General features: G+C 47.0%; 10 protein-coding genes and 3 pseudogenes. 6 read left to right on the forward strand and 7 right to left on the reverse strand.

The features are described from left to right. The 3 genes and pseudogenes from AZH43_RS18965 to AZH43_RS15980 form a co-directional block, all read right to left on the reverse strand. Positions 1-133, reverse strand: a pseudogene (locus tag AZH43_RS18965) (nucleoside triphosphate pyrophosphohydrolase); the annotation flags it as partial. A gap of 24 nt (positions 134-157) precedes the next feature. Then, a complete protein-coding gene (locus AZH43_RS15975) occupies positions 158-1669 on the reverse strand; it encodes an amidohydrolase family protein (RefSeq protein ID WP_067671811.1) in 1512 nt (503 codons plus the stop codon). Positions 1670-1954: 285 nt separating this feature from the next. Then, a complete protein-coding gene (locus AZH43_RS15980) occupies positions 1955-2791 on the reverse strand; it encodes an SDR family NAD(P)-dependent oxidoreductase (protein WP_067671787.1) in 837 nt (278 codons plus the stop codon). Between the two features lie 238 nt (positions 2792-3029). Between AZH43_RS15980 and AZH43_RS15985 the strand changes: the two genes are divergently transcribed. The 3 genes from AZH43_RS15985 (at position 3030) to phoR (ending at position 6054) form a co-directional block, all read left to right on the forward strand. Beyond that, entirely contained in the window at positions 3030-3725 is a 696-nt protein-coding gene (locus tag AZH43_RS15985) for a TetR/AcrR family transcriptional regulator (RefSeq protein ID WP_067671790.1), read from the forward strand. A gap of 219 nt (positions 3726-3944) precedes the next feature. Then, entirely contained in the window at positions 3945-4655 is a 711-nt protein-coding gene (phoB, locus tag AZH43_RS15990; RefSeq protein WP_005012153.1) for a phosphate regulon transcriptional regulator PhoB, read from the forward strand. A 40-nt stretch (positions 4656-4695) separates the two neighbouring features. Further along, the gene (phoR, locus tag AZH43_RS15995) at positions 4696-6054 is read left to right on the forward strand and encodes a phosphate regulon sensor histidine kinase PhoR (RefSeq protein WP_067671793.1); all 1359 of its coding nucleotides are present in this window, start codon (positions 4696-4698) and stop codon (positions 6052-6054) included. A gap of 79 nt (positions 6055-6133) precedes the next feature. Here the strand turns inward: phoR and AZH43_RS16000 are convergent, their stop codons facing one another. The 3 genes from AZH43_RS16000 to AZH43_RS16010 all read right to left on the reverse strand — a co-directional run bounded on the left by AZH43_RS16000 (position 6134) and on the right by AZH43_RS16010 (position 8303). Next, positions 6134-6781 carry a glutathione S-transferase family protein gene (locus tag AZH43_RS16000; protein ID WP_067671796.1) on the reverse strand — a complete coding sequence of 216 codons (648 nt, stop codon included), beginning with the start codon at positions 6779-6781 and terminating at the stop codon, positions 6134-6136. 90 nt (positions 6782-6871) lie between these two features. Continuing rightward, positions 6872-7270, reverse strand: coding sequence for an OsmC family protein (locus AZH43_RS16005; RefSeq protein ID WP_067671799.1), 399 nt, complete (start codon positions 7268-7270; stop codon positions 6872-6874). Positions 7271-7355: 85 nt separating this feature from the next. Continuing rightward, positions 7356-8303, reverse strand: coding sequence for a pirin family protein (locus AZH43_RS16010; RefSeq protein ID WP_067671814.1), 948 nt, complete (start codon positions 8301-8303; stop codon positions 7356-7358). A gap of 399 nt (positions 8304-8702) precedes the next feature. Between AZH43_RS16010 and AZH43_RS16015 the strand changes: the two genes are divergently transcribed. The 3 genes and pseudogenes from AZH43_RS16015 to AZH43_RS18250 form a co-directional block, all read left to right on the forward strand. Then, the gene (locus AZH43_RS16015) at positions 8703-10037 is read left to right on the forward strand and encodes a GGDEF domain-containing protein (protein ID WP_067671802.1); all 1335 of its coding nucleotides are present in this window, start codon (positions 8703-8705) and stop codon (positions 10035-10037) included. A 206-nt stretch (positions 10038-10243) separates the two neighbouring features. Continuing rightward, positions 10244-11275 (forward strand): DNA (cytosine-5-)-methyltransferase, encoded by a 1032-nt coding sequence (dcm, locus tag AZH43_RS16020; protein WP_067671805.1) that lies wholly within the window; start codon positions 10244-10246, stop codon positions 11273-11275. 118 nt (positions 11276-11393) lie between these two features. Continuing rightward, positions 11394-11534: pseudogene (locus tag AZH43_RS18250) on the forward strand (hypothetical protein); the annotation flags it as partial. Between the two features lie 26 nt (positions 11535-11560). On the opposite strand, the pseudogene AZH43_RS16025 reads toward AZH43_RS18250, so the two are convergent. After that, positions 11561-11776: pseudogene (locus AZH43_RS16025) on the reverse strand (PHP domain-containing protein); the annotation flags it as partial. Positions 11777-11920: the final 144 nt, after the last annotated feature.

The following is an 11920-nucleotide window of genomic DNA, read 5'->3' on the forward strand; positions in this document are numbered from 1 at the left end:
GTGACATATTTTTTCCCTGCTTTTCATTGCGCTTTATCTCTTGCCATAAAACAGACACATCTTCAGCGCTGAGTTTAGAGAACTGCTCACTCTGGAATACATGCGGATGCCGCCGGATCAATTTATCTGAAATTGWSAYAGGGGGAATAAATGTGTGTTATGCAGCCCAGTTTTTCTGCAGCTTCTGCTCGACCTGCGTGCCTTTAAAGAAGTCCGGATTATTGGCGGTATAAAAACTGTAAGGGTGATCAAAAACCAAGGCTTTAAAATCCTCTTCGGTGATTGCGCCTTCACGCACCAAATCGTAGGCTTCAGCAAGCGGTTCAGTCAGTTCAGGAACATCCCAATGTCCTGAATCAGAGGAATACAAGGCATGCACTTTTTTGCCGAACGGGTTGCCCTTCGGATTCAGCGCCCCAACGATCGTGCGGTCATCCGCTTCATTGCCAAAGTAAAAATTCGGCACCCAGCGCTCATAAATATCTTCAATCTGATTGATTTTGGCTAAGGCGAAATCATTAATGCTTTCAGCAGGCTGTTCGCGAAAGCGGAATGCCGATGCCACCCCAAAAACACTTTCGATGATCTGATCATCACTGTATTCACGGCCGCGGAATAATTCCTGTCCATGCTGGCGGTATAAATCAATAATCAGCTGACGGTCGATATTTGCGGGGTTGTATTGCTGAACATGTGCATTGCCGCGCTTTTCAAAACGGTCAACCAGATGCGTTAGCACATTTGCCCCCCAAGATGCGCCGGCTTCCAGCAGCGCAATGCGCAGCTGCGGAAAGCGCTCAGTGACGCCGCCAAAGAACAGCGCTTTGGCCAAGGCTTCAGATGCATCAGCAAAGTGGTTAATGTGGTTGAACATGTAATTGCTTGGCGAATTACGCGCTACCCAGCTTTGGCTGCCGGAATGGGTCGACAGATTGATACCCAGCTCAATGCTCTTTTGCCAGAACGGATCATAGTCATGCGCGCTGTCAATGCCAAAAAAATCCAGCCAGTAGGCATAACGGCGCAGCTCTGCATCATCTGGATATTTTTCAGCGAGCGCTTTCACCGGACGGCGCACTGCGCCCGGAATCAATGCTGTCTTTAAGCCGAGCGTATTTATGGCGTATTCCAGCTCTTCAATGCCTTCTCCAGGTGTATGCAGCGGAATTGCTGCCACCGGTGTCAAGCGGTCTGCATAAGGGCGGTAAATATCGGCATGATAATGATTCACGGCCCGGCTCAAGCTGCGGCGCAAATCTTCATTGGCGGAGTTAATCGGAAACAGCGAAACATTCGGATACAGCACCGCATAATCGGTACCCAGCTCCTCTAAACGCTCACTCAGCAGAGACGGCAAGGAAACTGTCGCCAAGTCATAGCTGTTTTGCGCCGGCAGCGCCCAGAACGGTGGGCGGAATAAGCGTTTGTCCTGACGCTCTTGCGGTGTCGCGCGATACCATTCTGCGGCCAAGGCATTCAAACCGTTGGTACGTAAATGCTCCCGGAAAGTATCCACCACCTTCGCGCCGCCATACTGGGCAATATAGTCTTCCAGCAATGGGCTGAATTCATTGGTATGAATATCCGTATCAATCACGGGATAATCCAATTGCCCGCGCACTTGTGCAGAACGCGACTGTTTTGCTTTTAAAGCCTGTGAAGTACTCATGATTTCTTCTCTAATTTTCATATTTCTGTCACTGTTATTTCGCAACAAGCGTGCCAAAGAAATAAGATATTGTTTTTATTAATTTATTTAATTTTAATCCGAGAAAATCTGTTGGTTTTAAGACTGAATTGCTGCTGATATTTCAACAATTGCTTATTTAAATTCAGCACGTTTTTTTATTTTTAAATCATTTTTAGAGATATAAGGCTGTACTCAAAAGACACGGCACAGGATGTGTTCTCATAAAAAAACCCGCAAGGTGCGGGTGATAGTTCTGAACGGTATTTATTTGCCTTTGCCCAGCTTCGTCGCCATGGCGGTAATTTTCTGATAGCCCGTCGGCAAAATACGCTGGATTAGATCCAGCGCTTTCGCATCATTGCCGATCAGCAGGCGGCGCTTGTCTTTCTGCACAGCCTCTAAGATTTGACGCGCAGCTTCTTCCGGCGGACAGCGCAGCAGCTTATTAAAAGTTTGGGCTGACTTTTCAGGATTCATGCCTAGACTTTTCAAGCTGTCATTCATTTTCGCGGCATTGGCAATATTGGTGCGGATGCCGCCCGGATGTACGCACAGCGCGCTGACACCGCTGTTTTCCATATCCAGTTCCTGACGCAGTGACTCGGTAAAGCCGCGCACGGCAAACTTAGTTGCGTTATAAGCCGACTGCGTCGGCTGCGCAGTCAGGCCAAAAAGGCTAGAAATATTAATGATATGGCCTTCGCCCGACTTTTTAATCAAGGGCAAAAACTCTTTGGTGCCGTACACCACACCCCAAAAATTGATATCGACAATCCACTCCAGCTCTTCATAGCTGGCGCCTTCCACGGTCGAGCCCAACGCCACGCCGGCATTATTGAAAATCATATTGACTGAGCCATGATTCTGCACCGTCTCTTGCGCCCAGGCGCGGATTTCATCCAGCTTCGCCACATTGACTTTTTTCGTGGTGACCCGCACATTGCTGTCTTTCAGCAGCGCGGCGGTTTGCGCTAATCCTTGCTCATTTACATCACTCAACGATAGGTGGCAGCCCTGCTTCGCCAGCAATACGGCCAATTGCTGGCCGATACCCGAACCGGCGCCAGTAATTGCCGCGACTTTATTTTTAAAATTTTTCATTCTTTTTCCTTTGCTTAAACGGTCCTGAGCTTGAACGCTTCAGTTTGATGCTTCCGCTGAAAATTCATCAACAGCCGAAATTCATCTTATTTTATCAATATAGTTTTGACAATCTATATTGTCAATATCATCTTAGGACGGCGCATTGGCTTCTGCGGATAAGGCTGAATAGCATAGGTGTTCTGCTTATTTATTGTTAAGATACCGCCATAACCCGTTTCAAATTGATTAGATTGTGATGACAGAGCAGCAGAACACAGAAGAACAGCAGCCGGCCAAAAGCAGTAAAGAACGCCAATTCAAAGGCCTATCATTGACAGAGCGCAAACAGCTGCGCCGTGAAAAACTGATTGAAGCAGGTATTGAAGCTTACGGCACGCATGGCTTTTTTTCCGTGACAGTCAAAGACATCTGCAATGAAGCTAAGCTGACCGAACGCTATTTTTATGAATCCTTTAAAAAAAGTGAAAACCTGTTTCAAACCATATTCTTAAAGCTGATTGATGAGCTACAGCAAAATGTCATGCAGGCCATTATGCAAGCCTCTTCCGATCCTAAAAAAATGATTGAATCGGGCCTGACAGCGCTGCTGACCACACTCAAAGACAACCCACGCATGGCGCGCATTATTTATATCGACGCGATGCTGGTGCAGGAACTGCATAATCAAGCCACTATTCAGGAAACCATGACGCGCTTTGACCGCATGATTCATGCTTTCGTTATGCTGATGATGCCGAATATTGACCGTTCAGAACGAGAAATTTCTCTGGTGGCGACGGGGCTGAACGGCTATGTCACTCAGATTGCCATCCGCTGGGTGGTGAGCGGATTCAAGCAATCCATGGACGAAGTTTTATCGTCCTGCAGCATTGTTTTCCTTTCGCTGCTGCAGACATTCTCTGGAAATGAACTGGCCGCGAAAAAAAATTAAGCTTTATTTTACTGCCAGCTAAAAAACTAAATTTACATTTTAAATACAGTGAGTTAATTTTAAATTATACGGTGTTTTCAGCCAAAGATTTGTCACAAAATCTTTCAAAAATAGCGCCCCGATGTCTTTTTGCAATGATACTGTCATAATTAATCTTTGTAATAAGCCTGTCATAAATATAAAACGGTCCACCGTTTACATGAAATAGGGTATTGCGCTGTGAAAGATGACTACATTTTGATTGTCGACGACGAACTCCCGATCCGGGAAATGATCCATACCTCTTTAGATATGGCTGGTTTTCAATGCCAGCAAGCCGAAGATGCTAAACAGGCGCATCAAATGATTGTCGACCAGCGCCCTGCTCTCGTCCTGCTGGACTGGATGATGCCTGGCGGTGTCAGCGGTGTCGATTTGTGCCGCCGCCTAAAGCGCGACGAGAACCTATCTGAAATTCCAGTCATCATGCTGACCGCCCGCGGCGAAGAAGACCATAAAGTGCAAGGTCTGGATGCAGGCGCAGATGATTACATGACCAAACCTTTTTCGACCCGTGAGCTGGTCTCACGCATTAAAGCGGTACTGCGCCGTTCGAATGCTTTGGGCGGCGAGAAAACCATTGATGCCAATGGCCTGATTTTAGATCCTGTCAGCCAGCGCGTCAGCCACGGCGACAGTATTTTAGAAATGGGGCCGACCGAATACCGCCTGCTGGCCTTTTTCATGACCCATCCTGAACGCGCATACACCCGCGCGCAATTACTGGACCAAGTCTGGGGCGGAAACGTGTATATTGAAGACCGCACCATTGATGTTCATATCCGGCGCTTGCGTAAAGTGCTGGAGCCGTACGGCGCAGACCGCTATGTGCAAACGGTGCGCGGTACTGGCTACCGTTTTTCAACCCGCGCAGATGTCGCGCTTGGCTGATATCATTCCGGATTAAGCTTTTTTAGGTTAACTGTATTGTATGTACGAACCCTACCCTGTCCCTGAGCTGGCGCGCGAACATAAAAAGTTCCGCTACAGCAGCTTATGGACTTTTGCCAAGCAGGATTTGCGCCTGCTGGCTTTTCTGCTGATTATTGGCGGCTTTGTTGGCCTCGGGATCGGGTATTTCTGGATTTGCATTTTTACAGCCTTCAGCATCTTTTTTGCATTGCAGTTGCGTTCACTGTATCTGGTCAATGAATGGATTTCCAACCGCCCTTATGATGTGCCGCCGAATTTAGACGGCATCTGGGGCGCATTGCTGTTCAATGTCTACCGCGCACAGCGTCAGGAACGCATTGTGCAGGCGGAAATGGTCGGCCTGATTGACCGCGCGCAGTCTTCTTTAGTGGCGCTGGCCGAAGCTGTGGTGCTGATTGATGAAACCCACCAGATTGAGTGGTGGAATCCGGCGGCGGAAAAGCTGCTGGGCATTCAGGCCACAGACCGCGGCCGCAACATTCTGACCATTTTGCGCCAGCCGAGCTTTATTGAATATTTCAACAATATAGATCAGGCGCCGGATGGCCTGAAGATGAAATCGACGGGTTTTGATGAACTTTATGTGCAAGTGAAAATGACCCGTTTTGGCGGAGAAAGCCGCCTGCTGGTGGCGTATGATGTCACCCGCATGCACAACTTGGAACAGATGCGCAAAGATTTTGTCGATAATATTTCGCATGAATTGCGCACACCGCTCACAGTGCTCAGCGGCTATATCGAAACATTTACCGATCAGGAAGACTTGAATCCGCGCTGGAAACGCGCCTTTGACCAAATGCAGTCACAAACACGGCGCATGAACGCCTTAGTGAATGACCTGCTGCTTTTGTCACGCTTAGAAAATGATAAAAAAATTGCTAAAAATCAAATTATTGATATGCCCAGCCTGATGAACCAGCTGTATGACGATGCGCATGCCTACAATGTCGATTATGGCCACGAACTGAACTTAGACATTGATAGCCACTGCGATTTAATCGGCTCAGACACTGAACTGGCCAGCGCCTTCAGCAATCTGATTACCAATGCCATCAAATACACCCCTAAAGGCGGCACGGTGACAGTTGGCTGGCATGATGACGGGGAGCAAGGCTATTTTACCGTTGAAGATACCGGTATCGGGATCGACCCGAAACATCTGCCACGCCTCACCGAGCGCTTTTACCGCGTCGACAGTGACCGAAGCCGGCAAACCGGCGGCACCGGCTTAGGCTTAGCAATTGTCAAACATGTGCTGATGCAGCATCAGGCGCATTTAGAAATTGAATCGAAAGAAAACCGCGGCTCTATTTTTAAAGTGGTCTTTCCGAAAGAACGCCTGTATCACGTCAGCTGATCCGTCTGATTGCAGAATCAAAGCCCATTAAAAAGCCTGCTGACTGAGCAGGCTTTTTAATAATCGCATCCGCATGCACTCAGTTCAGCGCCGGTTCTTTTTGCTGCGCGCGCTGAAAAGCCGGCCGGCTGCCAATCCGCTGCAAAAAGGCCTGAATCTGCGGATATTTGCCTTTTGTCCGTGACTGCAGGGCCTGTAAGGGAAAGCTCATCTGAATATCAGCAAAACTGAACTGCCCTGCAAAATAATCATGGGAAGATAAATGGCTTTCTAAAAATTCGATATGATCTTTTAAGCGCGGTTTGATAAAACCGCCTTTTACCCCGCCGGTAATTTTTTGAGCAATCGGCTTAATCAGCCACGGCACATACTTCGGCACATTTTCCATCACCAGCTGCATCACCAGCAGCGGCATCAGAGAACCTTCCGCATAATGCATCCAATAGCGGTATTGCTGGCGCTCCATTTGTGTTTGAGGGATAAACTGGCCTGACTCATCAAAGCGCTCCTGCAAATACTCTAAAATCACTGCCGATTCTGCAATGCATTGATCGTCATCCGTCAGCACCGGCGCTTTACCCAGCGGATGCACTTCCTTCAGCTCTGGCGGGCCAGCAAAAGTCGGCAGCCGTTTATAAAACTGAATCTGATACTCCAGCCCCAATTCTTCCAATGCCCAGATAATGCGAAAAGAGCGTGACTGCTCTAAGTGATGCAGGGTCAGCATATTTTATCCTTCTTGTTGATCTACGGTATGATTGCTTCGGCGGGTATATCAAAAAGGCAAATGATCACAGCGCATTTGCCTGCTGCCGGCTTAAATCAGGCTGGTGTGAATGTCTAAACTGCGCAGCAGCGTTTTTGTGACTGGCGTTTTGCTGCAAATATCCAATACTTTCTGCTCCAGTTCAGCGCCCAGCTGATTTTCAAAATGCACGCGGCGGCTAATCCATTCTTCACCTTCTTTATTGGCGCAAAAATCAGCTTCCACACGGAACGCGCCCAATTCAATGCCCTTATGTTGCGCATACATGCGCAAGGTAATCATGGTGCAGGAAATCAGGCCTGAACAAATCAGATCATACGGTGCTAAGCCTTTGTCCTGACCGCCGAAGGATTCAGGTTTATCGGTGATCAGCTGATGCTTGCCGCTGCTGATTTCGCCCGACCACGGCTCAGGCAGGGTCTCTACTTTTGCTTGTGCAATAACAGCCATTTTTTATCCTTATTGATATTTTTCTGTGTCCATTTATGTTATCTATCCGGCGCTGCATGCAGCAGCGCCTGAAACACCCATACGCTTATTTCGAGGCACGCATACTGTCAGGGAAAACCGGCGCTTCTAAGCACGGCCCTTCATAATCAGGAATGCTGCCAAAACGTTCATTCTGCTCAATCCACTGATCGCGCGCTAAGCGCAGTTCTTCTTGAGTACGGCCTACAAAGTTCCACCACAGTAGAATCGGTGATTCAAACGGCTCTCCGCCCAGCAGCAGCACGCGGCTATTGGCATGAATTTCAATATCAACATGATCCAGCCCAGGTTCTAAAACCACCATATTTTCATCGGTCAGTTCATGGCCATTAATGCTTGCGCTTCCTTCCAAAGCCATAAAGCCATATTCAAATTTTGGATTCAATGCAAGGCGGGTCCGGGTGCTTGCTTTTGCCTGCAAGTCAACACCCAGCAATTCCGTGTGCACTTTAACGGGAGATGCCTTCGTTAAGAACTCTCCGACCAGCACCGTAAAATCTACACCATCTTGGCTGATGACGGGCAACTCAGGATAGTGGTCAAACTGCGGCGCCATATTAAGCTTGTCGTCCGGCAAGGCAATCCACAGCTGCGCGGCATGCATATGAGTTTCGGTTTCCGGCGCGACTTCTGTATGTGAAATGCCGTAGCCTGCTGTCATCAAATTCACCTGATTCGGACGGATCAGCTGTTTTGAACCCAAGCTGTCAGTATGCATCATGGTGCCTTCAATCATCCAAGTAAAGGTTTGCAGGCCAATATGCGGATGCGGGCCAACATCCAAGCCGTCTCCTTGCGGAAACACCACAGGCCCCGCATGATCAAGAAAACACCATGCGCCAATCATGCGTTTATGACGGCTGGGCAAAGCGCGCTTGATAACAGTTCCGCGGCCGATTTCAGCGCTGCGCAGCGGAAAATCCTGTACAAATTGATTGATGTATTTTTCACAGTCATCTGAAGATGACAGTTCGGTGTAGTTGGTATTGGTCATATTGCTATCCTGAATCTGGCTGAAGCTCATGCTGGAAACGCAGTGTGTGCTGAAAGCAATTTACAGCCAAGTATATTTTATCGCTGAATTATTGCGGGGAATTCCTGCATCTTAGTCAATTTTAACGGTGAAACCCATGCATCCTGCAATACGTTGAATTTTATAAATAGGACAATCGCCATGTCATACATTGCGCTGCTGATTCTCTGATCATAATCTAGCATGCGGCAGCTGATGCAGAAAGCGCGTAAAAGCGCCTCAATCTTTTAAACAGTCAGAATTGACACAATTTGTCATAATTTTTGCCAAAAAATACCCAAATCTGGTGAGTTCATTTTTTAACCACGCTGCGCATAATGCACTATTCCAAATTTCTGCTGAAATAGAAAGGATAAGCGCATGACTGCAGATTTTCGGATTGGCCGAAAAAGCCATTCCAAGAGAAATGTCCAGCACCCCCCGCCGCAGCATTTACTGAAACCGTCTGAATGCAGCCTGACACACCGTGCAATCATTGAGCATGCGCTGGCTGACCACCAAGCTCGGATTCCTGCGCATTTTCAGCAGGCCTTTTTGGATTTCCAATATCAGCAGCAGCACTTTTTTCTGCGCCGGATCAACTACATCGCGCAGCTGGTCTTTTTGGTCTACTTTTTTGCTGATTATTTCATCATGCCGGATATGTATTATGAATCGGCTTTCCTTCGTGTCGGCTGTGTAGCGGCATCTTTGCTGGCATGCTTCTATCTGTTTAAATATAAAAAAGATGTCCGGCTGTTAGACATGATTTTACCTGTCAGCACAGCCTGCAGCATGGCGCTTTGGGTTTTTTTACTGCTGCAGTCTTCCAGCCCATGGGTCAACTCATATATTTACGCCTCTGTGATTTTTGTCTTAATTGCCAATCTCTGCATTCAAATCCGCTTTAAGGCCGCCTTGTACAGCACAGTGTTCATTGCCCTGTTCGCCGCCATTGGCGTTCAGCAGCTGATGCATCTGGAAGAGGCCATCGTATTTTATCTCACGTTCTTTCCGATCCTGCTGTTCAGCCTTTATATCAGCTGGAACAGCGCGTTAAATGGCCGCAGGCATTTCTTGCGTTCGCTGCTGGATGACTGGAATCTGCACAGCTTTAAAAATATGGCGCATACCGATGAATTGACCCAGCTGTTTAACCGGCGCCAGTTTGTTGATGTTGCAGAACGCCGCATTCATGAATGGCCCACACCGGCCAGCACATGCCTGCTGATGTTTGATGTCGATTATTTTAAAAAGATTAATGACACCTATGGCCATGACATTGGTGACCGTGTCCTGCAAGTGATTGCCGATACCACGCGCAAAGAAATGCGCCAAAAAGATGTGCTTGCACGTTTTGGCGGTGAAGAATTTATCGCATTGCTTTCAGAAACCAGCATTCATGACGGTTTGCTAATAGCAGAACGTATCCGTGAACGTATTCAGAATGAATGTTTAACATTAAAAGATAAAACCTTAAGCTTCACCGTTTCCGTTGGGGTCGCGGAATTAAAGTCGCATAAGCAAGATTTAGATGAACTGGTCAAACACGCGGACATCGCGCTGTATCGCGCCAAAGAAAACGGCCGGAACTGTGTGGTGCGCTATGACCCCTCAATGAACGCGCAGAATAAGCCGGCTCAGTCAAAACATAAAAAGCCATTGAGCGCAGCCAAGCGGCCGAATCCGCTCAGAGAAACAGCTTCCCGCCCCTAGCCGGTTATTTCTTTTCGACAGCAATTTCCACTCCCTCCCCCTCTCTTCTGCCGAAGCTGATGCACATCAGTGAATGTTCTGGCTTGCCTGCCCCGTCAGCTGCATCTGCTGCCGCTTAAGTTAAATAACAGGATTGTCCCTTTCTATTTCGCTGATTTTAATTACAATGAAAAGCGAGTTATTTATCTACTAAGATTGAGCTTTTAATGCAACCAGATCTGCGTTCAGCCCCATTTTCACAGCCTAAAGACTATAAATTTACATTTATTGATCTCTTTGCAGGGGTAGGCGGTTTTCGGATGGCATTGCAAAATCTTGAGGGGCGCTGTGAGTTTTCCAGTGAACTGAATAAGCGGGCGCAGCAAACCTATTTTACCAATTATGGTGAATGGCCTGAAGGCGATATCACCCTAGAAAGCACCAAAGCGCAAATCCCTAAAACATTCGATATTCTCTGCGGCGGTTTTCCCTGCCAAGCCTTTTCGATTGCCGGACACCGTAAGGGTTTTCAAGAAACCCGCGGCACCTTGTTTTTCGATGTCGCCAATATTGCAAAAAAACACCGCCCCAAAGCCCTTTTTTTAGAAAATGTCAGAAATTTAGTCACGCATGATGGCGGCAATACCTTTCAAGTCATCTGCAACACACTGGAAGAGCTGGGATATACGGTCTTTTATAAAGTCTTAAACAGCATGACCCATGCCAATGTGCCGCAATACCGTCAGCGTATTTTTATTGTAGCGCTGGACCCATTGCAGGTGCCAAGATATCAAGAGTTCAGTTTTCCAGACGAGATTCCATTAACCACGACCATCCGCAGCTTATTAGAACAGGGCAAAGTGGATCAGAAATATTACTATGCACCTGATCATAAGTATTATGCGAAGATGGCGGAAACCGTGATTTCGAAAGATAAAGTGTATCAATGGCGCCGGGTCTATGTGCGTGAAAATAAGCGCAATGTCTGCCCCACCCTGACTGCGAATATGGGTTCGGGCGGCCACAATGTGCCCATTATTAAAGATGATTACGGCATCCGAAAATTAACGCCAAAAGAGTGTTTTGCTTTTCAGGGCTATCCTGTCGAGCAGATGAGATTTCCGGCCAAAGTTGCAAACTGCGCCTTGTATACGCAAGCAGGAAATTCTGTGACTATGCCGCTGATTCAGCGTATTGGGGAGCAAATTTTGAAGGTGCTGGATCTGAATGAAATGCCGAAGCAAAGAAAGGCTGGATGAAAATTTAGTGTATAAAAAAGAGCGCCGAAGCGCTCTTTTTTATTGAAGAATTAACAACCAAAAAGTATATTTAATAAATCAATAAATATTTGAATATTAAAAATTAAAGGGGAAAAAAGTGAAAATTAAGCGTATATCAAAAATTGATAATTTTTCTATTTTTAAAGATTTTGATTGGAATACAGCTTTAAATCTTGGAAATGGCCAGACTTATGACTTTAAAGATATCAATATCTTTTATGGGCGTAACTATTCAGGTAAAACTAGTCTTTCTAAAATTATCCGATCTCTAGAAAAACATACTTTCAATCCATGTTCCGCAATCATGCGGTCCACCATTTGCCGTGTTCCCAGCGGCTCCACCGCCGGCGGCAACTCAACAGCATCGCCGCCGAATTGAGCAAAGATTTCGATCAGATAGCGAATATTGGTCGCGGATAAATCATAACGGGTCGGATGCGCCAGCACGGCAAAACCGCTGCTGGCATGAATCACTTGAATASTWTYKYMYAKTCAAAAACAATCGTTTCATAACGCCTAAATGCCTCACTCCAAGATTTTAATTGCAGAATAGCTGAGTCTATGTCTTGATCAATCCAGTCTTTACTTTGCTTCTTCAGTGCTGCTGCCCCATATTCCTTATGG

This window comes from Acinetobacter pragensis, assembly GCF_001605895.1.
GTDB lineage: Bacteria > Pseudomonadota > Gammaproteobacteria > Pseudomonadales > Moraxellaceae > Acinetobacter > Acinetobacter pragensis.

Excerpts from the sequence above, each read along its gene's own strand:
- AZH43_RS16005 (WP_067671799.1), bottom strand. The coding sequence starts at position 7,270 with ATGGCTGTTATTGCACAAGCAAAAGTAGAGACCCTGCCTGAGCCGTGG.
- AZH43_RS16015 (WP_067671802.1), top strand. The coding sequence starts at position 8,703 with ATGACTGCAGATTTTCGGATTGGCCGAAAAAGCCATTCCAAGAGAAAT.
- AZH43_RS16000 (WP_067671796.1), bottom strand. The coding sequence starts at position 6,781 with ATGCTGACCCTGCATCACTTAGAGCAGTCACGCTCTTTTCGCATTATC.
- AZH43_RS15975 (WP_067671811.1), bottom strand. The coding sequence starts at position 1,669 with ATGAGTACTTCACAGGCTTTAAAAGCAAAACAGTCGCGTTCTGCACAA.
- phoR (WP_067671793.1), top strand. The coding sequence starts at position 4,696 with ATGTACGAACCCTACCCTGTCCCTGAGCTGGCGCGCGAACATAAAAAG.
- AZH43_RS15980 (WP_067671787.1), bottom strand. The coding sequence starts at position 2,791 with ATGAAAAATTTTAAAAATAAAGTCGCGGCAATTACTGGCGCCGGTTCG.
- dcm (WP_067671805.1), top strand. The coding sequence starts at position 10,244 with ATGCAACCAGATCTGCGTTCAGCCCCATTTTCACAGCCTAAAGACTAT.
- AZH43_RS15985 (WP_067671790.1), top strand. The coding sequence starts at position 3,030 with ATGACAGAGCAGCAGAACACAGAAGAACAGCAGCCGGCCAAAAGCAGT.
- AZH43_RS16010 (WP_067671814.1), bottom strand. The coding sequence starts at position 8,303 with ATGACCAATACCAACTACACCGAACTGTCATCTTCAGATGACTGTGAA.